Origin of the sequence: Mesorhizobium sp. M0815 (assembly GCF_040319995.1) — a bacterium.
Taxonomy (GTDB): domain Bacteria; phylum Pseudomonadota; class Alphaproteobacteria; order Rhizobiales; family Rhizobiaceae; genus Mesorhizobium.
The window spans coordinates 14,916-36,998 of sequence record NZ_JAMYOU010000019.1 but is presented as its reverse complement, the minus strand read 5'-3'; the positions used below and the strand labels follow the sequence as shown (position 1 = coordinate 36,998).

The window sequence follows — 22,083 nt, the reverse complement described above, 5'->3', positions numbered from 1 at the left end:
CTCAGAACCTCATATGCAGCGCAAAATGCGCCGGGTTGAGCAGGCTGGTCACATATTCGATCGGCCGGTCATCGGCGGCGCGGGTCAAGCGGCAACCGCGCAGGAACGGCGTGCCTTGCGGGCAGCCGAGGATTGCGGCGTCCTCTGGGTTGAGCATTTCGATGCCGACCCATTCCTCGCCATGGTCTGGAATGAGACCGGCGCCGCGGAGCGTCTGGTGGAGCGAGCCTTCGCGCAGACCGCGTAACGGCACGTCCTCCAGTTCGGGTGACAATGGCAGGCGGCTGCGCTCAATGGAGATAGCGTGGCCGTCGCTGGCATTGGTGCGCACCCGATCGACAGCGATGAAAAACGGGTTTTCTATACCAAGCAGTGCGGCAAGATCAGGATCCTCGATCACCTCGAGCCGCAGCGTCCGCGTCTCGGCATTTGCGCCGGCGTTGGCGAGCGCCCGCGACCAACCGATTGAGTCATCGACGGGCTTGCCATCGAAGGTGACGAAAGAGCCGATGCCGACCTTGGTGGTGATCAGCCCGCGGCTGGACAGTTCCTCGAGGCCCTTGCGAACGGTGTTGCGGCTGACGGAGAAACGCTGGACGAGCTCGTTCTCGCTTTGCAACCGGTCGCCGAAGCCCAGAACACCGGAGCGGATTTCATGTTCGAGAACCGTGGCGATCTGTTCGGGCTTGCCCGTACCGGGAGACGATGGGACCACGCGGCGGACCATAGGCATACCTGTTCATTGCACCTGTATAGTCCTGTGCAATGTATCTGCAACGCCAGCTCTGTCAACCGACGGCGGAGGGGCCACACAGATAAACCAAGCTGCTTGATGATACCCAGTGGCCGTGAAGGCCATGCGAGGTGCGGCGGGCGAACGGGGTCGCTGGAGATTCACTGTTCGCTGCTGGAAGACCCCTCGGCTGCCCCGTCACCATCGGCAGAATGCGGCAGAATGCCGAAGTCGCGCGACTTGGTCCCATGCGCCGCCGTCAGGAAGCCATCGGCTGTGAGGCCTCGCCTCAAAAGTTCGCGTACCGCAGCCGACCGGCTCGGCATGCGCTTGTCGAAGCGCCAGTTCTCCAATGCCGCCAGTTCATCGACGGTCAGCATGATCTGCAATCGTTCCGGGCGTTCCAGTTCGGACATCTCGGCCTCCAGCCATACCAGGCTAAAATTAGCTGAGTTAGTATGTTCCTAATTCTTTGTAGAGTTAGGTATATTGGCAGAGTACGTCAAGACCTCCAGATGCATGATCCGTGCAGAAGTCCGATGAAGCGGATCAAGCATCAAATGGGCAATCAACAAAATACGCTAACTACTTGGCACAACACGATTTTTGATGATTTTCGCTTGCCAATCGCGGACCCTGGGCGCATGGTAGAACACGAGGGACAAACCGCTCCCGAAAGGAAGGTTTTCCATGCGCTACGGATTTTCGGTTCGCCTGCACGAAGACGTCAGTTCCCGAGTCCGAGCTACATTGCGGTCCGGGATTGCCATCAATCTGACTGCTGTCGCCGAAGCCGCGCGACTGCAGAACCTTGCCGAGAATGTTGCGCGCGAAGACATCGAATGGCTCGTCATGCAAGCAGCCCAGCTCCAAGGCGCAGCTATCGAGTTCGACGGCTTCGCGGAAACCGATCTGGCGGAGTTCGCGTGCCCCGAACCGATGCAAAGCAGTCCCGCGCTGGGTCGGGACGCCTTGGAGGGCGGGGTAACCGTTTCGCCGGATTTTGGCCGTCAAACGCATTGAGGCGCGTGCTCTTGTGAGCCCCCGTCATGCTGCCGCCACGTGCTCGGCAAAAAGCCCGCCATTATGGCGGGCTTTGGACTGATGGAGGTTTGGTGGACGAAGGCCTCTCGGCCGGTCGGACATTTCATTCCGATGTATTCGCCCTAGCGGCGCGCGATCAGCAGGCACAACTGGCGCAAATCGCTGTCATAAGTGCCTTCGCTGCTGAGCACGTCGACGCAGCGCCTCTTCATCCTGGCCAACTTGTCGCTCGACATGTCGGCGACGACCTGGGGTAAGTTGGGATTGCTGGGATTGTTGGGATTGTTGGGATTGGACGGGCTGCCCGGGTTGGACGGATTGCTCGAATTGGTACCACCGCCGATCCCGACACCGGCGCCGACATTGATGCCGCTGCCGATCCCGACCCCCGCGCCGGCCCTGACGCCGCTGCCGACACCTACCCCCGCGCCGGCGGCAATGCCACCGGAACCGCCGATCGTGGCGCCGGCACCGGCGTTGATGCCGCTTCTGCCCCCGACCGACGCGCCGGCGCCCGCGGCAATGCCGCTGGAACCGCCAACCGTTGCGCCGGCGCCGGCGTTGATGCCGCGACTGCCGCCCAGCGACGCACCGAGGCCGGCCTTGATGCCGCCGCTGCCCCCAACCGTTGCGCCGGCACCAGCGTTGATGCCCCGGCGGCCACCAACCGTCGCGCCGAGGCCGGCTTTGATGCCGCCGTTGCCGCCAATGGAAGTGCCAACACCAACGGCAATTCCGTCCGCGGCATTCACGGGCATCGAGAGCATGAAAACAACTGCGCTGCCCGCCACCGCATCGGTGATTGTTTTGATTATGATGGTCATAACACTCTCCTTGCTGTAGTTGCGCTGAACAGCCCGCGACATCGCCGGTGGCATACCTACTAATTTGCAAGAAGATTATCGGTTTCTTTGCCGATCAACTTACTGGCCTCATGGTATCTGTTCACACAACAGCCGAGTGAAGTTTGTAGTGAAATTTTCCGAAAGTTTTACTTCGGGAAGGTCCTCTGCCGGGTGAAGCAATGCGAGCGTCAACTGATGGGCGCCGCGATAGACGAACGTCGCCCCAACGGTCGGTCGCCATGCGATGACAACCGAATGATGGAGATCAACATGCTTACGAAAATCCTGACAGCCTCCATACTTGCAGCCGGTCTGGCGACCGCGGCGATGGCCCAGAATGCCGGCTCGGACAACAATGCGCCTGGCAGTGAGAAGAGCATCGTCGCAAGCCGAATGGCATCGACCCTGGCACGACCAGCAGCACGATGCGCACGACGGGTGCCATGAACTCCAATGCGGATCAAAACTGCCCTGCAACCCCGCAAGGTGCCCAACCCGATGCGTCCAACAAGCCTGCCGGGACGGTTTCCCCGACTGTCAACGACAACAATTGCGGTAAGTAGTAAGCCACGACAATCAGGCTTACCATCGAGGGTGGGCGGCAGCGGGACTGGTTAGGACTGGTCCCGCCTTACGATGGGCCGACCGGACCGCGAGATCCAGCGATGGAATCAAATCCGCTCGAGTTCACGCTTTGCGTGGTCGCGCCTTGGGTTTGGCTCCCTCCTTGGTGGCCGGCTTAGGCTGGCGTGGTTTCGGCTTCGGCCGGCTGGCTGTCTCCTGCGCGGCGGTTTCTGCGTCGATCTCGGCGGTAGCCTGATCCCAATGCTGCTGATGCGCCCCGTCGGGCCTGCCTGCCTGTTCCCAGATCGCGTGTGCCCGCTGGCGAATCCGTTCCTGCCTGTCCGTCACTGTTGCCTCCGTCGGCTCGGTTCATGCGTAAGCAACTTTGTTCTAGCCGAAATTTCGACCCGCGTCTTGAGCGGCAGGCACCGTTATTGAGCCTCTCTGTCACACAGGACAGCAACGCCGAGGAGCGCCGCCTTCTTGATGATCAGCCCTTCAAGATCGGCGTCCGAGCGCTCCGTTCCGGTGCGTTCGCGCAACAGCGCTATCGCCGCCTTCATCGACAGCAGGCCATCGCCTCGTTCAGCAAGCAGTTTGTCGACGGCTGCGGCCACGTTGGTCGGCTCGACATGCGGCAGCATGGGAATGGCTCCTTCCTTATTCCGAGACGACAGCGGCAGCTCCATCCCGATCGCTCGGGATGGAACTCGATTTCATAAGACCGTGACCTTTCCAAATCCGGTTCGCGGTTTGGGAACGCCGGTCACTCGATGACGTGCACGATCCTGCGCGTGCCGGGGTCGACGAGCACGGTGCGACCGTCGACGACGACGTATCTGTATTGCACGTCGGGAACATCGATCGGTTGCAGCTCGACCGTATCGGGCAACGTGGAACCGATATTGAGCTCCACCCCCAGAAGATTGATCGACGCCAACGGGTGCTTGTGGACGTATTCGCGGATGACCGTCTGCTGTTCGGGTGTGACAATCACCTGGTCTGCGGTGGCCACGCCGACGCCGGCGAGCAACACCAATCCCGCCGCAGCAGGAACAAGGTGGATTTTCATCGTCTACTCCTGTTGTTACGGGCCTCGCCTTTACGGTTGCGACGCGGCATTCCGGTCGAAGCGGCGAACCCTCTAGGCAAACGCCCAGGCCACCTTGTTGTTCCGTAAGTGGCGGCTAATCGAATAGCGGTGAAGTGCCCGTGCGTGCGGCGAATGGACTGCGGATGAACTGCGGTGGCCCGCGTCGCAAGACGCGGGCCGATCGGTTTCCCGATCAGCAGCGATACCGGAGGGGGTGATATCGGCTGCGTCTAAAACAACATTTAGGACAAGCTAATGTTCCTAGGCGACTGCAACAAACCTGCCGGCTCGAACGGCGCGGCGTTACCGCCCGTCGCAGCCCCATGGGCAGCCCCTGTGGCAGCAAATGAAGCGGCTACTGCTTGGGCGGCTGTGGCGGCACATCGCCGGGCTTGATCACCGGGGTCCTACCCTCATCCGGCGGCGGCGCCGCCATGCCCTGATCGCCCGTTGGCGGCGGGTTCAGCACCCCACCGCATGGCTCGAGCATATCGGACAAATTGTTGCCGGCCGGCTGCTGCTGCTGGCTGTTCTTGTCCGGCGGCTCGACCTTGCAGCGGTCGAATTGCGACTGTTCGCCCGGCTGCGCGGACGCCGGCACCGCCAGCACCAGCGCGCCTAGCATGTACGGCAAGAAAATGAGCGGTCTCATGTCGAGCTCCTTTCGCGCCAGGATCGTCTGACTTGTGAAGCCAGGCAGGCGCGATTGGTTCCGTCGTGCGGCAATGCGCCCGGACCGCAGTGGCCCGGGAACCGGCCGCCAGACTTATGAGTTCAACCACTGAGCCAGTTCAGGGCCGCCGACATTATGGAGAACCAGCGATGGAACCGCGCAGGAAAGAACGAACCGACGACGAGACGGAGAGCCCGACCATCCAGCAACAGGACTGGGATGCCATCCGGAGCGGGAGAATTCTCCCAGACGGCGTGCCGCAAAACGGCGACATCCGTTACGACGTCGAGAAAGACGGCGAACTGCCGGAGGAGGACGACGATAACGCTTACCAGGAAAGCGACGAGGCCTTGCCGGACGATACCGATGAACGCGTTATTTCACGCGATCTCGCACGCGAAGGTGGTCCTTTCGACGAAGAATGAGCCACCGCCTTTCGCACTGCCCTCGCTGTCCGCGTCGGCGGCCGGATGAAAAAGCCCCTGCCTTCAATTCGGGAGGTCGAAAACCGGCTCCTGGCAGCGATAGACCAGACATTGACCGTCACGCGTCTTGATATAAGCGGCGCCCGGCACCTGCGGCCAGTCGCATTCATTGCCGAATCGGCGGACGTATCGGTCGTAGGTGTTCCGTCCGGTGGTGAGCACTACCGAGCGATGCCTCTGGATCAGTAGCTGTGTCTGTTCGCACGTCATCGCGCGGCTGTCCGGCCGGGCGTAGGCCGTCGCGGCAAACAGAAGCGCCCCGGCTGTCAGGACTGCCGCTTGTGTCAGGACTCTGGCAATCATGACACCATCTCCCGTGAAGCCTAACGCGCATCTTGGTCTGGCAGGCGTCGGATCGAGCCGCCCTGTCGCGAAGGAAAGATCGTACAGAATGCCAGGGAAAATGCAAAAAGCCCGCCGCACCTTTCGACGCGGCGGGCTCAAATGAACATCACTCTTTTGTCAGGCTTGGGCGGCTTACTCCTCCTTCACCGGCCCGAACCGGCGCACGATCACCTCGAAGACGATATCCGAGATCCACATCGCCGATACGCCGATTAGAAAAGCCGCGGCGAGCGTCGTGGTGTCGTCGTCCGGAGAAGGAATGGGCAGTCCGGCGGCGCGGAAATAATGCACGACCGGCAGCGTCAGATAGGCCGCCGCCAGCGCGCCGCAGATCGGCGAGGCCACCATTTCGCGGACCTTGTAGCGATGACGCGACAAAGCCCGCAAAATACCGCCGGAAAGGCCGGCGACCAGCACCGGCGCCTTGATGCCCAGAACGTCGAGCAGCTCATGCATCATGGCGTCCACCCACACCATCTGGCACCCTGCCCGTTGAAGGCGTTCATCTCGTCGAGCTCGGGCCGGGTCACGGCGGCGACGATGGCCGCCGATGGCCGGCGCGGCTGGTTGTGGTCGCACCAGACCTGGCGCGGATTGCCGGCCGGCGCGGTTGTCGTGCAGCCGGCGAGCACCAGGCAGAGGATCAGCGCTTTGCCCATTTCCCAGCCTCCGCTCGTGCTGCCGCATCGGTCATGCCGGCGGCCTTGCGCTCTTCTGCGGCGGCCTCGCGGTTCATTTCGAGGCGATCTTCTCCGGCCGCGACTTTTGCCTCGGCCTGTTTGGCCGCCTCCTTCTTCGCCCGGTTGATGCCGCCCGCAACATAAAGGCCGATGCCGCCGGCCACAGCGGCGAATACCGTCATGACGAGCTTGTTGCCGATGATGGCGCTGAGAATGGCGAGGAGTGCGGCCATCATAAATCCTCCGCGCGGCGGCGGCGCAGGAACTCGGTCAAAACGCCGTTGACCACAAGAAACCAGGGGAACCATTCCCCCGGAATGATCGGCGAAAGAACCTGCGGGTCGACATAGGTGACGATGCTCGCGATGACGCCGATGGCCGCCTGAAACCGCGCCCAGAATATTGTCTCGCTGTCGCAGAAAAAGCTCTTGATCCGGGTCCACATGTCATTTCCTTCCAAACAGTTTGAGGATGGCTGATAGTTTCAGGACGGCGGCGATCAGCGCTGCCCAGAAGCCGGGCTTGGCGACAGCCACGGGAGGCGCAGAGGGCGCGGCGGCCGGCGGTAGAACGGCAATCGGTTTTGCTGACTCTGGCGGAGCTGCGGGGACGACCGCCGATGACACCGGACCGGCAGACGGCCACGGCGTGTCCTTGATGCGCGACCATTTGCGATAGGCCTCGGCAAGCCTGGTGTCGTAGGAGTTCTTGCGATAGCCGGAGCCGTTGTAGCCCTTGGCGAATCCCGCCCAGTCGTGATTGCGCAAATTGTCGTCGAGCCGCTTCTCGACGATGAAATCGATCGCTGCGCCGAGCTGCAGCGCCTCGTCCGCCATCATCGCCTCGACCATCGCCTGCACGGTAGGAAAGCCGGCGGCTTTGAAATTCTCGCCGAGAACCTGGCCCAAGCCCCATGAGGCGGATTTGAGCGCCGCGGTTTCGTCGATCGCACAAGCTGCCCTGAGCCGTGGGTAGCTATCCCTTGGATAGGGCTTCTCGCCCCATTTCGGATAGGCGAGGCCGGCGGCTACCGCTTTTGCCCGCTTGGCACCCGACAGGTTGCGGTAGAAGACGTGCGGTTCGAACAGGATGACCGGCCGGCCAACGGCGTCGAAGCCGTGCCCGCTGGTTTCAACATCGAGGAACGCGTGGATCTCGTCCTCGCCGACGCCGATCCGGGCGCCGAGTTTCGGCAAGTCTATGTCATCGAGGCGCCTCGCGGCGCCCTTGAATGAAAGGTCCATGATTAATCTCTAATGTTGGAGGGGGTCTGTTGAATTACGGCCCTCGGGCCTCTAAAGCTTCCGGCGACTACCCCGGGAACGAGAGTTATGGCCGTCTCTTCGATTAGCACGTTTGAAAAAGCTGAAGGGGCGCTCGCACCCAGCACTTCCGTGCATAGTAAAGCATACCGAAAGGACATCGACGGCCTCAGGGCAATCGCTGTCATTTCCGTAATCATAAATCATCTGTATAGCGGCGTGCTGCCGGGTGGATACTTGGGAGTCGACGTCTTCTTTGTTATTTCAGGATACGTGATTACACTGTCTTTTGAGCGAACCGGCCATTTGTCGTTGAGGCAGCACCTGCTTCAATTCTATTCCAGACGCATAAAACGACTCGTCCCGGCCTTGCTGGCCATGGTTCTCATCACGAGTGCAACGGTACGCCTGTTTAATCCTGAAGCGATGGTTTCGACGCTGACCGGGATGGCATCCATTTTTGGGTTCGCCAACTTCTTCCTGTTCACCCAGGCCATTAATTATTTCGGAGCCAGCGCGCAGCTCAACCCCTTCAATCATACATGGTCGCTTGGCGTCGAAGAGCAGTTCTATTTTTTCTTTCCGTTCCTGATCCGATGGCAATCCCGCACCGCTGCCCTGGCAATACTCTCGGCCGCCTCGTTGCTGATGTTCATCGCCACCTACGACGCAAATCAGCCCGCTGCCTACTTTCTGATCCCGTTCCGTTTCTGGGAGCTGGGAATTGGCTGTCTGCTCGCTCTGGCCACCAGCAAAGGCGGCGGGTCGCTGACGATCAATGCGGCCATACCGATTCTGGCAGCGGCGGCGGCGATGTTTCTCGCCAAGGATTATCCGATAGTTTGCACGGTCGTAGTCGTCATATCGACCGCGATGTTGATTGGCTCCGTCCGCCACGGAACGGTGGTTTATCGCCTTCTGTCCAACAGGGTTGCCTCCTATGTCGGGAAGATCTCCTATTCCTTGTACCTTTGGCACTGGCCCGTCATCTGCATAAGCCATTGGACCGTCGGCATTCACCTCTGGTCGCTGCCTCTGCAGATCGCCGCGATGCTCTTGCTGTCGATCGCCTCCTACCACCTCATTGAGAACCCCTTTCGGCGAACTCTGTGGATCGGAGGGCGCTGGGGCGTGTTGGCAGCTGGCCTGCCTCTGATGGTGGCCACGGCATTTTTGATCCTTCTTGGGCAACGCTATTCCATCCCTTCATTCTCCGGAGACAAAACTGCCGAGACCGGGCGCGGAGTGGTCCCCGGATATGTCGGCAAATACACAAAGCGCAAACTCACTGATTGTTCGGCCGTCAGCATTGGATCGGATGAGGGTTTCGAACGGAACCTCGCTAAATGCACTGCCGAGTTGAGCGGAAAGCCGAAACTTATCTTCGTCGGCGACAGCCATGCCGCGGATATGTTCCCGATGGCGGAAGAAATTTACCGGGATGGCCTCGCCTCGGTGCTCAACGTTTTCCAGACGGGTTGCCGCACCCCGCCGATCGTCGGAGAACCGGACTATTGCAAGTACCCACAGCTGATAATGAAGCACGTCTCCTCGAACGACCGGAATATTCTGGTCATCCGAAACAATTACTCACCCCGTAGGCTCGACGGGTCTCTGACTGCTTTCTCGCATCAGCTCGAAGAACTGCTGTCGGAGTCGGACAAGGCCGGTTTGAAGGTAATCTACGTCTTGCCCGCCCCAAAATATAACAAGGTCGGGCCGACGGGTTTGTGCAGCCGCCAATGGTACCGGCCTGATTGGGCGATGTCGGCAGAATGCCACACAGGCATTGTCGAGGACCGGAATGAGCAGTTAGCCAGGCGCCGTGATGTTACCGATTACTTGCTGGGTCTCAGCCGTACCAGAAGCAGCTTTTTCGTGTTCGATCCCTTTGATGCCCTGTGTGGGGGGCCGACTGGCGACTGTACCCCTGTTAGAAATGGCCGCGTTGTCTATCGCGACGACAGTCATCTCACTGAAGAGGGATCTGAGATTCTGACGGCTCCTTTTGAAGCTTTCCTGAGCAGCCATGGATTGATTACCCCGAGGAGTTAGGCCACTGACAGCAAGGGCCGCTTGAGCGTTCTGGCCCGCGATCGTAAACACGGGGCCTTGGCGCGGTCCGGCACAGGCCATAGGACGTCTGCATATGCCTGATGATGAACAAACCGCTGCGGCGCGCTGGTCGGTGAGGTCCGAGCTCCGCGCCGTCGGTCGCGACAAGCCGCTGCTCGCGGTGCTGGCAGCGATCCTCTGCCTTTATTGTGCGTTTATCGCCGGACCGATCGTCTATGCGGTGCTGGCCATCAACGGCATTGCGGATTTCTTCAAATAGAGCCGGTTCCGGCGATCTCGCGCCGGTCCGGCGCGCTGTATCGGCCCCGAAATTGCTCGGCCTGGATGAAATTGCTTAGCCGGGATGAAACTGTTCGCGTATATCGTTCGTACCTGTAGGGGGTGCGGGAGGAACACGTGACGATAAGAATCAGACTCCCAGGCGGGACTTTGAAGATCAAGAAAAGGGACGAGCTGCGGCGCCGCGAGCAGAATCGCGAGGTGCCGGTTTGGCAGGTCGGCAATTACTTCGTCATCTGGTGGCCGAGCGGCATGTCCGATCGCCCATCCTCGCCCAGAAAATCCTCGCCCAGGAAATAGCCCGCGCACCGACGATCCCCGACCGGGCACTGGCGCCTCCGTGCGGGATCAGGAACCGCCGCGCGCCAAACCTCCGAAGACCGCTCGCCAAATCCCAAAAATAGTCAGCGGGCGGGCGTTGACTCTTCCGTGACGGAAGGTCTCTTGTGCTGCTTTGCACAATGGGGCGGCAGAATCGATGGCGGTGCGTATCAGGATGCCTGGCGGCACACTGAAGGTGAAAGTATACCGCGAATTGCGCGATCGCGAACGCGCCCGCCGCATACCCGTCGTCAGGCTCGGCCGGGTCTATTTCACCTGGTGGTCGAACCGCCAGCGCCTGATTGACGATCAGTCGCCAGGATGAAGCTCCTTTCGTCCAGGCCTGCCCGCCCGGCACCGCGAAGCCTCCGCCGGCCAGCGCGCAAAATAAGTTGATGATGCCGCTGTTGACTCTTCCGTAACGGAAGGTCTCTACTTACCGCATTGCACACAATTGCTGCGTTGCACAACGGGAGTTGGACCGATGGCAGTGCGTATCAGATTGCCGGGCGGCACTCTGAAGATGAAGACCTATCGTGAGTTGCGGGCCCGGGAACGCGACCGCCGCGTGCCTGTGATGAAGATGGGCTCGCTGTATTTTGTCTGGTGGTCGAAAGGCCAGGAATCTCACGAGAAGCCGCAGGACAGCAGGCGCTAGCCGCTGGCGGCGGCGGACGCAGTTTCGGTGACGGCGAAGATCTTGCCTTGTGAACTCGCTACTTTCCCGCTGCGCTGGATGCTTGCACTCTCGCTTGACAGTGCTCATTGGTTGACAGCGCGATTTAGATAATCCAGACCGGTCGCACATCGCTATCTCGTTTCGGGCAAAACCAATAAATGCGTTTCGTGCCACCGTTCTTGCAGCGCTTAGCCGGCATCAAGGCCGGTGCCGGCACGAAGATGGACCTGCGCAGCGTACACACCGCTCGGCGCGGCCGTCACTCCATCGGCGAACGTTGCATCTTAAGCTCGTATTTTTCGTTCGACCGGCCTGACGCGCAGATCGTTATCGGAAATGGAACCTACATCGGCAAGAGCCATCTAGTGGCAGCAGACCGCATCGAGATCGGGAATGACGTGATCATAAGTTGGGGGACAACGATTGTTGACCACAACTCCCATGCAACAGCATGGCAAAATCGGACGGCTGACGTCGCTGACTGGCATCAGGGCAAGAAGGACTGGACGAATATCACAATGGCGCCGGTGAAAATTGAAGACAACGTCTTCATCGGCTTCAATGTTATCATTCTCAAAGGTGTGACGATCGGCAGAGGGGCTGTCGTCGGTGCGGGATCTGTAGTGACCAAAGACGTGCCCCCCTTGACTATGGTCGGGGGCAATCCAGCAAAACCTATTGGCGCGAAAAATCCATCAGCTGGTCGAGCATAGTGCCCCAGCCATGTAGGCCATGCTGCGCATCGCGGTTTTGGGTGCGATTTTCAACGACCCCGTTCGGATTTGGTGCTTTAGCCAACCTTTTGAGCGGCCCGCCAGATACTGCTCATAGGGCAAGCTTTGGCCAAAAGCCTTTAGCCGTTCGACCTTTAGCCCGGATGTTTTGAGAAGGTTTTCAAACGTCTGGATCGTGTAGAAGTTGATATGCCCAAACGGCCCCGACATCCGAATGGCTTTGCTAAGATCTCGCGTATGTTCCAAAGGCACTTCGATATAGAGCTTCTTGCAAACCCGAGCCGCCTCCCTCAGAAACATCCGTTCGTGCTCGACATGCTCGACCACGTGGATTGCCAATCCCAGGTCGAAGGACTTGTCGGGATGGGGGATGTGATATCCGTCAAAACGCAAGACGCTTTTGAGATTGGGAATTTTCCGCGAGTTGATCGCCTCGATACCCGAAGAAGAAATCTCGACCACCGCCAAGGTCTTTCCGATCCCACGCTTGTTGAGTTTGTCCAGCACGGCGCCTTCGCCGCCGCCGATATCGAGTATCGTGTCGAAGATTTCGCCTTGGACAAAGTCTTCGACGTGGTCGACTGACTGAACAGAAGCAATCTCGCGTTTCGCGTGCACCTTGTCGCCGGCATAGTAGTCATCGTATATCGCAATAATGCTGTCGGCGTTGGCCATGGCACTGGGCTCCCCTTCGGGGAAACCCTGCCATAACCCACGAACCGCGTCCAGTGTCGACTAGTTATCCCCTTTCCGCGACGTGTTCGATGAAGCGCTGCGCGTTGCCGTCATGGCCGGCATCGTTGAAATGCAAACCCTCTTGGTAGTTGCCCGAGCTAATATAGTCGAACCCATCAATCGGGATGCTCAGCACATTGCGGGACCTATAGGCCTGACGGATTGCGCCGAGGGCGGCATCGTAGGTACGGCCTGACGTGTAGCTTGCATCCCATGCCGCCGATGGCCGCGTGGGCGGCATCACGATGATGCGGGGAGCCAAGGCCGCTTCCAGCGTGTTGAGGATCGTCGCGATGGTGGACGAAATGGACGATGGCGCAGTGCCAAAGCTATCGTTGATGCCGAGCGCCAGAACCGGCACGATCTTGCCACCGGCATAACCACATTGAACAATGGCAGAGGTAAGACGCGCCGTATTGTAGGACGAGAAGGTAAAGCTCCCATGTGCCGCGCGCAGCGTGCGCAAACGTGCGCGCGAAGCAGTTGCCTTTATGCCAAGCCGGATAAGCCCGGTGATCTCGACCGGCCCGCCAACCGTTGTAAGAGTGTAATTGCCACTCGCGGCCTGCCCGGTAAGCGACGGTCCAGAAAACTGGTCAAGCACCAGAGCCCCGGCAGCATTGACCGTCTTGTAGGCCGCGCCACCGTTAAAGGCGAAGGCAAGCGAGCCCTGGCCGGCGTCCTGAGTATAGTGCACGTCGACCTGTTCATAGGCGCCGGTGAACGTGAGAGACGCGCCGGCCGCCAAGATGATGCTTTCGCCGATCGGCCCGCGCGTTCCGGTCGAGATGGTTCCAGCAGCCGTGACGCCATAGAAAGCCGGCGTATAGCTGGAAGAGGGCCGCAAAGCGGTCATGCCCGGCTCGTCGGCAGCGATGCCGATGTTGGCGAAACTGGTGACATGGTTGAACCAGTGCTTCGGCCCATCGCTGGCAAGCGCCCAAAGACCGATGCTGTCCGCGATCAGACAAAGCACGTCATTGTTGGCGATGTGTTCCGCCATCTTCGCCCGAAAGCCATCGTACAGATTCTGCAGCGACGGCCGACTTGGGATGAAGAACCGGCGCCCGCCGACAGATGGCTTTCCGGGTCCCCAAAATCCATCGCCGGTTGCGGGCATTGCAGTCAGCGCGAAACTGCCGTGATCGACATAGGGTTGCGGATGCTGCGCCGCGGCGGCCGCAAAAATTGCGGTGGCGTCAGAGACGCCGGTGTGATCGGCATCCTTCAACAAGCCGATGCCGGCGGCCGCCGCCCCATTGGTCGTTGGCGGATTTAAGGCGCGCGAGACATCGGCGATGATGCCAGTCTTGATCGTGAATGAAACCTCGAAACGGTGCGCCCCTTGCTCGATGACGGCTGCGCCATTCGACAGTGCTCCCGATTTCACCCACGCTCGAATGCCGAGCGGATTACTGTTCGCCTGATATTTGTAGCCGCCACCACTGATCGCTGGATATTGCCCGACCGCAATCGGAATGCCGAGCGATAGCTTGGCGACGCCATTCAACAAGTCGACGGGCGTGGTGCTAATCACATTGACGGTGGGGCCAGCCGCAATATCAACAACGTGGATCTTGGCAGCGCCGTTGGCTGCGGCTCCGACATTAACTTCAGTGATGTAGCCACTGACTGAAGACGGGATTTCAGGGATGACGCTGTAGCTAGCCGGTGTATCCGTCCCCGTGTTGACCAGCGTTGGCCATCCGATCATCTGCGTGGTGCCGATCGCCTGATTAATGCCGGCAAGTGCCGCCGCAGCCGCGCGTGCTTTGCCGGCTACTTCGCCGCTAAAGGTTGCCCTCCATTGTGGACCATTTATCGCGCTTATAGTCTTGACCATGTGCGACCCAGGAATTGCCCCTGTGAACCACTCGACTTCGCCGTTCGGAATTGCCCCGGCAGTGTAGTACCAGCTGCCAGCACCAGTGCGTTGGACGCCCATGACACTGCCGGCAGGCTTCAGGATCGCGAGCCCCGAAACAACTGACGACGGGCCGGCTGGAGCGGATATCGTCTGCTCGGAAACCAGGCTAAGCGTCCCGTCGGCCTCAACGTGGGCTAAGACGATATGTGCTGTCCCCGGCACGGCGCCAAATCCAAGCTCCAGCGTCGACAGATATTCATCGACAGCCGACAGCGACCCTGGCCAGAAAAAGACGTTGTCGTTGGCAACGACCGTGCCGCCGACAGAACCAGTGATTGGGACTGGCCCCACAGTCCGTGAGCTGATCAGGGCAATTTCCGCCGGTGACGCGCGAATGCCGGTGTCGACGGCAATCGGGCCTGCCCCGACGCTGTACAGCCCCACAATGCCGGCGCTGACCTCCGTCCAGAAATACTCGCCGACATCGACATTCCTGCCCATTACCGCCACCGCCGCGGCGCCGGCCAGCCCCGCCGACGCCCCGAAGCTGAACGTCGGCGCCACCGTGTAGGAGCCCGGCGCCGTGATCAGTATCTGCGTCAGCGCCCCGCCCGCCACCACGAAGCGGCCGGCCGCGCCCGAACCTGTGCCGCCGGCAAACGCCAGGTCGAACGTGCCATTGGCGCCGCCCGAGCCTGCCGTGATCGCACCATTGCCGACGACGCCGAAGCCGATTGCCGCCGCAGTCGTCGGGAAAATGCCCTTGCCGTAGAACGAAGCGTCGCGTGCGGCCTGGGCGCTGACGACGGCCGCCGCGGCGGCGACGGCATCGGAATTGGTGGCAGCCCGGTCGGCCGTGGTTTGGCTGGCATTCGCGGCGGAAGCGGCTGCGCTGGCCGATGCCTGGCCGGCGCTGGTTGCCGCAGCATCCTTCAAGGCCTGGGTTTCATCGCGCAGCGCTTCGACCTCTTCGACCACGTCGGCGATGTCGGGCGGAACGGATGCGGCGATGGTGATGGCATCGGCGCCGACGGCCGGCTCGTCGGCCGTGAATTCGAACACGCGGTCGGCGTTGACCGATCCGACCTGGGTGTGAACCGTCGTGCCCTTCTGCACGGTGCGCGTGGTGCGGGCGTCGGCGGCACGGAACCATTCGCCTGCGCTCGCCGTGTAGATGCCGTTTTGCGTCGGGTCGGTCTGGTCCTTGACCAGCACACGGTCGCCGATTTCGGCCGGCACGCCGTCGATGGCCTGCAGGCCGTGCAGGAGGATGTCGGCCGTGGTTGCGAGGCGCACGGGTTCGCGTTCGCCGGTGAGGAGACGAACGGCGGCAGTTGCAGGGCGGGACATGAGGGCTTGCTCCATGAAAAAAGCCCCGCATAAGCGAGGCCGGAAGGGTTCGGTACTGGCGGTGGGAAAGCTAAGCTACGCGGCCGGACACCGCGCTATCCGGCGCGGCCAGTGTATTCACGGACGATTTTGCGGACAGCGAGCAACGCGGCGCAGCGCTACAGCAATCCGCCGACAAGCCTTCTTGTGCCGCCGATCGCCGCCAGCCCACAGGCCATGCCGGCGCAGTCGGCGACCCAGTCGAGGATATCCATGTCGCGCGCGATCAGCTGCGCGCCCTGAAGCAGCTCGATCGCCGCGCCGGTAATGGCGAGGAGCACGACCAGCCTCGTCTTGTGTTCCGGCCAGCCGAGGCTTCCGAGCGCCGCCAACGCAGCGAACGCCGCGGCGTGATTGAGCTTGTCATGGTGGAAGGTGAAGCCCATGTCCAACTCCTGCAGGAAGCGCACCGGCGAAAGCGCGAGCAGGAGAACAGCAGCCAAGGTAAGCAGAAAAGCGATCCTTGCCATGGTCGCAAAAGAGTCGGTGCGCAACAGGTCAATCCTTCATCTGAAACAGGAGGCGATCCAGAGGGCACCGCCAACTGGGACCGCTCCGCGGTTAGCAGGCCGTAAGCCAGCATCGTGACCACAATCAGACTTCATCGCAACATGACCAAGGAATGCATGTCCGTGGCGCCGGTGAGGCCTTGCGTGTGCGTCGCCTTGCTGTAGGTGATGTTGCCATCGGGTTAGAGGGATAACGGGGGAAACAATGAAGCGAGTAGTTTTGACGATATCGGTATTGGCCGGCTTGGCAGGGTGCGCCACGCCCCCTGACAAAATTGCAGGAGTCCCGAATGCCGGCCCTTGCACTCAGGCTGACAGAGAGCGTTTAGCCGTTGTTTCAAATCAGCAAAACAAGGCTGCGACTGGCGACGCCTTGGGCGTTTTTCTCATCGGCGTGCCCGTCTCCTCGATGTCGGGAGGCGACCACGAAACCGAGATTGCAATTCTCAAGGGGCGGTGTGGCGCGCCAAAAACTTAGGAGGCGATTTACTGCGATCCTGCGACAATCCACCAATTGGGACAGCTCTGCGGTTAGCAGGCCATAAGCCAGCATCGTGATCACAATCAGACTGCCGCAGATCAGCAGCCAGTTCAAAACGAAGCTTTGCGTTTCCGGCCCAGTGGCCTCGTGGAAATTTGACGCGAACGCAGCGCCTGAATGCACTCGTGCAACAAGGGCTTCCAGTGTCCATAGCCAAGTTCTGAAATATGGACACCATCCAGAAAACCGGACGAAATTGGACGCCCGGCCTTGGCCATTGAGCCCCTAAACCTGGCGTCCATATCGAACACGACAGCCCGTGGGCCAACCCGACGAATTTCGGCGTTCTGGCGTTTAATCAGTTCTCTGCTGAACCGATCGACCTGGGCACCTTTTTCGTCTGGCTCGGTGATTGTCAGTATCGCAAGGGGGCGGTCCAAACAGGTACGGATCAGAGCATCCAACATCGACCTGAAGTAAATCGCCCTAGATTCCAGGTTGTCCCCTTCGCTCAATTCCGCATCGTTGATACCCACTCCGACTACAACACCCTCGACCTTATCCCATAGGCCGTTAGATTTGGTCCGGCTGACGATTGCGTGGACGTCGGCAATGCGAGACCTGCCGACCGCACCCATTGTAACATCAGGGCTTCCGCTCTGCGCCTGGGATGCGGCGACTAAGCTATCGCCCAACAACAGTATGGAAGGCCTCGGCGAGTAATTCAGCTGAGCCATCAACTCAGCTTCCCTATCCGTCCGCGACCGCCCCAACGCAACCCTGGCCATGCCAATGACCGGCTTGAAAAAATGATGCAATTTTTTTACCCCAAGCACTACCCACCAGTACATCTGCCACACCTGAACGATCTGGTCTAGATAGACTAGGCTAAATGGGCCGCCGCCAACCACCCGAGCCGCCGATTCTCTTTCAGGAGGCGACCACGAAGCAGAAATTGCAGTTCTCAAGGGTCGCTGTGGCGCGCCGAAGACTTAGCGAGCAGCTTTTTAGGGAACGCGACTGGCTGCTTGATCATTGATAGCTTTTTAGTCGAGCCGCCGTGATGCCGTCCACGTCGATACGCAAAACTGAATACGATCCGGAGAACAGAATCCTTTCGGTATGGTTCGTGGCCAGCGGCAAACGGTATGAGTTTGAGGGCGTACCGCCGGAGACCTTTGCTGCGTTCAAAGCGGCCTTCGCCAAGGGCCGGTATTTTAACGAGCACATTCGCAATCACTTCCGCTACCGGCTTGTCGCTATCGACGACGGGTAACGACCTTTGACGATCATCCCCCGTTCGAGGGATGCGTTCCGACATACCAAGACCTAGACCCTAGTCGGTGACTAAGGGATCGACTGCCGGAGGTCTAGAGTTCATCCCTCCGATGATGCCTACTCTGGTAGCGAAGCCGCCCCAGGGCGGCGGATGGAGTCACGAGGTCAAGTTCGACGGCTACCGCTCCCAGATCATCATCGACGCCGGCCGTGCGCGAATTTTCACGCGGCGTGGTTTGGACTGGACATCGAAATACCGCGACCTGGCTGCGGCAGCCAAAGAGATGGACGTCCAGAACGCGATCATCGACGGCGAAATCATCGTCCTCGATGAGAATGGCCTCTCCGATTTTGCCGAACTGCGGAAAGCAATAACGCGGCGCCAGCATGATCTCTACTTCGTCGCCTTCGATCTCCTGCACCTCAACGGCCATGATCTTCGAGAGATGGCCTTGGAGGAGCGCCGCGAAATCCTCGCCGGCGTGATCGAGGCCGGTGGCCGTATTCAGTTCAGCGAGGCGCTGCCAGGCGAAGCAAACGCGATCTACCATTTGGTAGACAAGGCCGGCCTAGAGGGCATGGTTTCGAAGCGAATAGAGAGCAAGTATGTCAGCGGCCCGACCAACAACTGGCTGAAAACCAAGTGCTACACAACTGGCGAATACGAATTGCTCGGCGTTGAACGCGAGCGCGGCAAACCGGCTTTCGCCCTGATGGCCGAGCCCGGCACGCGCAAATATGTCGGCAGCGCTTTCGTCAGCGTCAATCGTGAAATGCGCGAGCGGCTGTGGAAGCGGGTCCAGGAACATGCCGGCCCACCGCCAAAGAACATGCCAAAGCGGCCGGCAACGCAATGGGTCAAGCCGGGGATCAAAGCTCGGGTCAAGCATCTCAGGGGCGAGGAAGACCTTCGCCACGCTTCGCTGCAAGACTTCTGGGACGAGTAATCAGCTTTCTACTGCTCCGCCGGAAGCGGTTGGTGTTCCGGCTCGGCATGATGGAACACCTGCCCTAGGTCGCGCGCATCAAATGTCTGCCCGCAAACCGGACAGTAGATGAAGTGTTTTGACTCGTCGTCGACAGGCCCGTCGTGGGGCTTTCCCTTATACCCGGTCGCGATGTTGTCGGTCCTGTTCATCTCTGAGCGCCATCTGGCGCCCGCCCGTCAATCGTCAAGATAGACCCGCGCGGCCACGGCGAGAGCGCCCAACATCCCTTGTTGGTGTCTACCGTCGTTCTTATGTTATCTGCGGGCACTTCTTGCTCAAGGGGACAACAACAATGAAAAAGCCAGTTGGTTCTAGGGGAATTTCTATAGGTCCCGGTTCTTCAGGGAACCGATTTATCGGAATTCAAATTTCTGGTTTCGAGGTCGGGGTAGAAGATAACGGAGTGGGGAACAGTTTCAACAATCTCGTCATATCGGATACCGACACGGCGGTCGTCGCGAATGGCCGGGACGCGACATTCAGGAATCTTGTTGCGACGAGCAGCTTTGAATCAGCAATGGGGAGAGCCGATAGGAAGGCTCTCGCCGACGCTCTTCATGCCAAATTGTCCCCTGTCGACGCAGACTTGGCCGTGCATGTGTTCGACGACTTGAAGGCAGGTGCCGGAATTACCGAAGCCATTAAGAAGATTGAGATCAATCCACTCTACCGCACAGCTAATATCGGTCTCGCGTTAACGACACTGGCCCAGTTCGTTATATCACTGTTCGGCTGAGAACTCTGATCTCGTCCAAAACATCGATACCCACTGAGATCGCTCTGCGATCAAGCTAGATCGCGAAGCGGTGCACATTGGCTTCGCTGACGTTTAGTGATGGCGCGGCGCGTTTGGCTTCTTTTTGCTTTCCCTCAGATAGATATCGGTCTGTTCGCGCATCGCGTCTGAAAGCGATAATGCCAGCTCCAAGCTTTCCGGGTAGATCGCTAGAATCCAAGTGGCCGTAAGTTCAGCGATCGCCTGTTTCTGACTGACATCAGATAGGCCGCGCATTTGCTTTGCCATCTTGATGACGGAGCGATGTATGGCAGGCCGTTCACGCCTCACTGTTGCGTAGATTTCGGGCTGCTCGGCCGCAGTGACAGTGATCGATTTCATTGCATGTCTCCATTTTGCCCATAGTGAACAAAAAGAGAACTATAGAGTCAAGAGCCTCTTGACGTGAGAGGAAAATATTCCTTATTCCTCTTCATCTCAGCAGGAAGGAAACGGTGGCGAGGCGCCAGAAGCGCTGGCCGGCGAAGCTATGGCAAAAACAGCAGAGGACAATTTCCGGATCGAGGTTTGGGACCGCGATGAAAAACGACTGATCGAGACCATCGGGCGGTCGCCGGATTCGGTGGTCAGCCAAGCTGCCTGGCAGGCAGCTATCCGCCGGCGGCCGGGAATGCTGCTAATTCATTACAACGGCCGGCATGTGATGGAAAAGATTATAACGCCCGGCGAAACGAAGGTTGAGCCCCAGACCATAGTCGACGGCAGCGTCCACGCCGGCCTCGATGCCTCCCTTGGCGATCTACGCGAATGGCATTCGCTGCGGGCGTGGTGCAAAAACTGTTCGCACCATGCCGAGGTAAAGCCCGCGAGCCTCATCCGGCGATACGGAAAGGATGCGCTGTTCAGCACCGTGGAAAGGGCACTCTTCTGCACGAGTTGCGATCGAGGTGGCCCTGTTCGGCTTGAGATACACAGCCTGCCAAGGAATTAGCTGGCCCCACGCCCACATTTACCCCGCTTCAGCCAAGGCTATGCGAGCCATGTTTGCGAACTCCTTTCTATCGTCAGGCGTGAGATCAGCGAGGCGGGGGTCCGACCCCTCACCCAACACCTCCGCAGCGCCCTTCGGATACTTGGCGATCATCGCCTGGACGAGCGCCTTGGCCGTGTTGCCGCGCCAGGCGGCCTCGGCCGCCTGCCGGGCCACCGGGTTGCCCATCTTGCCGATCAGCTCGAGCCCGCTCCGCCTGATCGCGTCGAACGTGTCGCTATCGTCCGGATCGCCCTGCGCGATGGCGCTCGTGTAGCCGTCCTCGACCTTGCTCCACTCGGCCTGCTCATAGTTCTGGCGCCGCGCATGCTGCTGCGCGGCCATGCGCGCCGAGCCGGCGAGCCGCAACGCCTGCTTTTGCGCGAGGAAATTGGCGCGTTCGCCCTCCGGCACTTTCGCCGCGGTGTCGTCGAATATCTGGTCGAACAGGCCGGGCTTGAGGACGCCGTCGCTGCGCGGATCGAGCTGGCCATACATGAAGTCGTGCAGGCCGCCGCCGTCGGCCGGCGCGGTCTGCACCGCCACGGCCTCGGCGTGGGCGATGCGAGCGTTCAGCTCGCGGCCGATAATGTCGGCGTCGAACGCATCCTGCTGCTTCTGCTGCTGCCGGAAGCGCTCGGCCACCGCCGAGAGCTCGTCGCCAAAGCCTTGCATGGCCGCGCCCACCGGCGAGCCGTTCGGATAGGAGGCCACAGTGCCGGTATCGAGCCGGCGCTGGGCAAGCTGGAGCGGGATGGTGGCCATCAGTAGAGGCCTCCGCCCGGCGCCGGCGGGAAGGCGCTTCTGCCGAACGTCACCGCCTTGGCCGGGTCGTAGAGCCCGGAGATGCCCGATACGAGATTGCCGCCGGCCTTGAAGATCGAGGCGCCCACCGCCTGCCTGCCGGAAAAGCGCGCGATCGCCGCCTGCGTGCCGAGACCGTTCTGGCGCAGCTGCGAGCCGTACTGGATCGCCTTGAGGTCGAGCTGGCCCTGCCTGGCATTGGCGGCCAGCACCTCGGTCGGCGAGCCCGCCATGGCGACGCCCGAAGCGCCGGCCTGGGCACGCGCCTGCGCCTGCAGCAGGTCCTGCTTGTGGCGCTCCTGGCCCTGCTCGAAGGCCGAGCTTTGAGCGTCGGCCCGCGCCTGCTGTTCATAGGCTTTGGCCTGGTAGTCGGCCATCTGCCTGGACTGCTGGCCTTCCGCCAGCGCGCCGCCGACGGAAAGCGCCGTGCCGATAAGAGCTAGTGTGCACAT

32 protein-coding genes are annotated in these 22,083 nt (G+C 60.3%); 11 read left to right on the top strand and 21 right to left on the bottom strand.

All coding sequences use genetic code 11. The features are described from left to right. Position 1: 1 nt before the first annotated feature. Together NKI01_RS20740 and NKI01_RS20735 are read right to left on the bottom strand one after the other, a co-directional pair. Entirely contained in the window at positions 2–727 is a 726-nt protein-coding gene (locus NKI01_RS20740; protein WP_023721297.1) for a GntR family transcriptional regulator, read from the bottom strand. Between the two features lie 167 nt (positions 728–894). After that, entirely contained in the window at positions 895–1,149 is a 255-nt protein-coding gene (locus NKI01_RS20735; protein WP_023721298.1) for a hypothetical protein, read from the bottom strand. A gap of 274 nt (positions 1,150–1,423) precedes the next feature. Here NKI01_RS20735 and NKI01_RS20730 point away from each other — a divergent pair, with 274 nt between their 5' ends. Beyond that, positions 1,424–1,756 carry a hypothetical protein gene (locus NKI01_RS20730; RefSeq protein ID WP_023721299.1) on the top strand — a complete coding sequence of 111 codons (333 nt, stop codon included), beginning with the start codon at positions 1,424–1,426 and terminating at the stop codon, positions 1,754–1,756. Positions 1,757–1,899: 143 nt separating this feature from the next. On the opposite strand, the gene NKI01_RS20725 is transcribed toward NKI01_RS20730, so the two are convergent. The 5 genes from NKI01_RS20725 to NKI01_RS20705 form a co-directional block, all read right to left on the bottom strand. Further along, the gene (locus tag NKI01_RS20725) at positions 1,900–2,601 is read right to left on the bottom strand and encodes a hypothetical protein (protein WP_352496038.1); all 702 of its coding nucleotides are present in this window, start codon (positions 2,599–2,601) and stop codon (positions 1,900–1,902) included. Between the two features lie 708 nt (positions 2,602–3,309). After that, positions 3,310–3,534 (bottom strand): DUF2934 domain-containing protein, encoded by a 225-nt coding sequence (locus tag NKI01_RS20720; protein ID WP_352481615.1) that lies wholly within the window; start codon positions 3,532–3,534, stop codon positions 3,310–3,312. An 83-nt stretch (positions 3,535–3,617) separates the two neighbouring features. Further along, complete coding sequence (locus tag NKI01_RS20715; protein ID WP_352481616.1) at positions 3,618–3,875, bottom strand: hypothetical protein; 258 nt, start codon at positions 3,873–3,875, stop codon at positions 3,618–3,620. 77 nt (positions 3,876–3,952) lie between these two features. Further along, entirely contained in the window at positions 3,953–4,258 is a 306-nt protein-coding gene (locus tag NKI01_RS20710; RefSeq protein ID WP_031195423.1) for a DUF1236 domain-containing protein, read from the bottom strand. Between the two features lie 376 nt (positions 4,259–4,634). Next, on the bottom strand, positions 4,635–4,931 hold the full coding sequence (locus NKI01_RS20705; RefSeq protein ID WP_352481617.1) for a hypothetical protein: 297 nt from the start codon (positions 4,929–4,931) through the stop codon (positions 4,635–4,637). A gap of 170 nt (positions 4,932–5,101) precedes the next feature. Between NKI01_RS20705 and NKI01_RS20700 the strand changes: the two genes are divergently transcribed. After that, the gene (locus tag NKI01_RS20700; protein WP_023723033.1) at positions 5,102–5,377 is read left to right on the top strand and encodes a hypothetical protein; all 276 of its coding nucleotides are present in this window, start codon (positions 5,102–5,104) and stop codon (positions 5,375–5,377) included. A 63-nt stretch (positions 5,378–5,440) separates the two neighbouring features. Here the strand turns inward: NKI01_RS20700 and NKI01_RS20695 are convergent, their stop codons facing one another. The 6 genes from NKI01_RS20695 to NKI01_RS20670 all read right to left on the bottom strand — a co-directional run bounded on the left by NKI01_RS20695 (position 5,441) and on the right by NKI01_RS20670 (position 7,706). Beyond that, positions 5,441–5,740, bottom strand: coding sequence for a hypothetical protein (locus NKI01_RS20695; RefSeq protein WP_352496037.1), 300 nt, complete (start codon positions 5,738–5,740; stop codon positions 5,441–5,443). 174 nt (positions 5,741–5,914) lie between these two features. Next, positions 5,915–6,238, bottom strand: a complete 324-nt coding sequence (locus NKI01_RS20690; protein WP_036245970.1) for a hypothetical protein — start codon at positions 6,236–6,238, stop codon at positions 5,915–5,917. Then, complete coding sequence (locus tag NKI01_RS20685) at positions 6,238–6,441, bottom strand: hypothetical protein (protein WP_023723036.1); 204 nt, start codon at positions 6,439–6,441, stop codon at positions 6,238–6,240. Before NKI01_RS20685 ends, NKI01_RS20690 begins: the two co-directional genes overlap by 1 nt. Further along, positions 6,426–6,698, bottom strand: coding sequence for a hypothetical protein (locus tag NKI01_RS20680; RefSeq protein ID WP_352964457.1), 273 nt, complete (start codon positions 6,696–6,698; stop codon positions 6,426–6,428). Before NKI01_RS20680 ends, NKI01_RS20685 begins: the two co-directional genes overlap by 16 nt. Next, entirely contained in the window at positions 6,695–6,907 is a 213-nt protein-coding gene (locus NKI01_RS20675) for a hypothetical protein (RefSeq protein ID WP_352788666.1), read from the bottom strand. Before NKI01_RS20675 ends, NKI01_RS20680 begins: the two co-directional genes overlap by 4 nt. Position 6,908: 1 nt before the next feature. Beyond that, the gene (locus NKI01_RS20670) at positions 6,909–7,706 is read right to left on the bottom strand and encodes an N-acetylmuramidase family protein (protein WP_352964453.1); all 798 of its coding nucleotides are present in this window, start codon (positions 7,704–7,706) and stop codon (positions 6,909–6,911) included. 87 nt (positions 7,707–7,793) lie between these two features. On the opposite strand from NKI01_RS20670, the gene NKI01_RS20665 reads away from it, so the two are divergent. The 5 genes from NKI01_RS20665 to NKI01_RS20645 all read left to right on the top strand — a co-directional run bounded on the left by NKI01_RS20665 (position 7,794) and on the right by NKI01_RS20645 (position 11,792). Continuing rightward, the gene (locus NKI01_RS20665) at positions 7,794–9,779 is read left to right on the top strand and encodes an acyltransferase family protein (protein ID WP_352964450.1); all 1,986 of its coding nucleotides are present in this window, start codon (positions 7,794–7,796) and stop codon (positions 9,777–9,779) included. Positions 9,780–9,873: 94 nt separating this feature from the next. Beyond that, a complete protein-coding gene (locus NKI01_RS20660) occupies positions 9,874–10,059 on the top strand; it encodes a hypothetical protein (RefSeq protein ID WP_023723040.1) in 186 nt (61 codons plus the stop codon). Positions 10,060–10,557: 498 nt separating this feature from the next. Then, positions 10,558–10,725, top strand: coding sequence for a hypothetical protein (locus tag NKI01_RS20655; protein ID WP_352589751.1), 168 nt, complete (start codon positions 10,558–10,560; stop codon positions 10,723–10,725). A 159-nt stretch (positions 10,726–10,884) separates the two neighbouring features. After that, on the top strand, positions 10,885–11,058 hold the full coding sequence (locus tag NKI01_RS20650) for a hypothetical protein (RefSeq protein ID WP_352788670.1): 174 nt from the start codon (positions 10,885–10,887) through the stop codon (positions 11,056–11,058). 179 nt (positions 11,059–11,237) lie between these two features. Beyond that, positions 11,238–11,792 (top strand): acyltransferase, encoded by a 555-nt coding sequence (locus NKI01_RS20645; RefSeq protein ID WP_352964447.1) that lies wholly within the window; start codon positions 11,238–11,240, stop codon positions 11,790–11,792. Here NKI01_RS20645 and NKI01_RS20640 read toward each other — a convergent pair. From NKI01_RS20640 to NKI01_RS20620, 5 genes are all read right to left on the bottom strand, one after another. Continuing rightward, complete coding sequence (locus NKI01_RS20640; protein WP_352964444.1) at positions 11,775–12,488, bottom strand: class I SAM-dependent methyltransferase; 714 nt, start codon at positions 12,486–12,488, stop codon at positions 11,775–11,777. The two genes, NKI01_RS20645 and NKI01_RS20640, sit on opposite strands and share 18 nt — an antisense overlap. A 64-nt stretch (positions 12,489–12,552) precedes the next feature. Next, the gene (locus NKI01_RS20635) at positions 12,553–15,765 is read right to left on the bottom strand and encodes an SGNH/GDSL hydrolase family protein (protein ID WP_352964440.1); all 3,213 of its coding nucleotides are present in this window, start codon (positions 15,763–15,765) and stop codon (positions 12,553–12,555) included. A gap of 158 nt (positions 15,766–15,923) precedes the next feature. Next, positions 15,924–16,298, bottom strand: a complete 375-nt coding sequence (locus tag NKI01_RS20630; RefSeq protein ID WP_352964437.1) for a hypothetical protein — start codon at positions 16,296–16,298, stop codon at positions 15,924–15,926. Positions 16,299–16,650: 352 nt separating this feature from the next. Next, positions 16,651–16,908 carry a hypothetical protein gene (locus NKI01_RS20625; protein WP_352964434.1) on the bottom strand — a complete coding sequence of 86 codons (258 nt, stop codon included), beginning with the start codon at positions 16,906–16,908 and terminating at the stop codon, positions 16,651–16,653. Continuing rightward, complete coding sequence (locus NKI01_RS20620; RefSeq protein WP_352964431.1) at positions 16,905–17,645, bottom strand: SGNH/GDSL hydrolase family protein; 741 nt, start codon at positions 17,643–17,645, stop codon at positions 16,905–16,907. The genes NKI01_RS20625 and NKI01_RS20620 overlap by 4 nt, the downstream gene beginning before the upstream one ends. 212 nt (positions 17,646–17,857) lie before the next feature. On the opposite strand from NKI01_RS20620, the gene NKI01_RS20615 reads away from it, so the two are divergent. From NKI01_RS20615 to NKI01_RS20605, 3 genes are all read left to right on the top strand, one after another. Next, positions 17,858–18,070: a KTSC domain-containing protein gene (locus tag NKI01_RS20615; RefSeq protein ID WP_352964428.1), complete on the top strand. Its 213-nt coding sequence runs from the start codon at positions 17,858–17,860 to the stop codon at positions 18,068–18,070. Between the two features lie 112 nt (positions 18,071–18,182). Further along, a complete protein-coding gene (locus NKI01_RS20610) occupies positions 18,183–19,019 on the top strand; it encodes an ATP-dependent DNA ligase (protein WP_502899450.1) in 837 nt (278 codons plus the stop codon). 334 nt (positions 19,020–19,353) lie between these two features. Continuing rightward, positions 19,354–19,797 carry a hypothetical protein gene (locus NKI01_RS20605; RefSeq protein WP_352964425.1) on the top strand — a complete coding sequence of 148 codons (444 nt, stop codon included), beginning with the start codon at positions 19,354–19,356 and terminating at the stop codon, positions 19,795–19,797. 93 nt (positions 19,798–19,890) lie between these two features. Here NKI01_RS20605 and NKI01_RS20600 read toward each other — a convergent pair whose 3' ends face one another. After that, positions 19,891–20,178 (bottom strand): hypothetical protein, encoded by a 288-nt coding sequence (locus NKI01_RS20600; protein WP_352964423.1) that lies wholly within the window; start codon positions 20,176–20,178, stop codon positions 19,891–19,893. Between the two features lie 148 nt (positions 20,179–20,326). On the opposite strand from NKI01_RS20600, the gene NKI01_RS20595 reads away from it, so the two are divergent. Beyond that, on the top strand, positions 20,327–20,788 hold the full coding sequence (locus NKI01_RS20595) for a hypothetical protein (protein WP_352964420.1): 462 nt from the start codon (positions 20,327–20,329) through the stop codon (positions 20,786–20,788). A gap of 18 nt (positions 20,789–20,806) precedes the next feature. On the opposite strand, the gene NKI01_RS20590 is transcribed toward NKI01_RS20595, so the two are convergent. Next, on the bottom strand, positions 20,807–21,592 hold the full coding sequence (locus NKI01_RS20590; protein ID WP_352964417.1) for a hypothetical protein: 786 nt from the start codon (positions 21,590–21,592) through the stop codon (positions 20,807–20,809). Next, a complete protein-coding gene (locus tag NKI01_RS20585; protein ID WP_352589734.1) occupies positions 21,592–22,083 on the bottom strand; it encodes a hypothetical protein in 492 nt (163 codons plus the stop codon). The genes NKI01_RS20590 and NKI01_RS20585 overlap by 1 nt, the downstream gene beginning before the upstream one ends.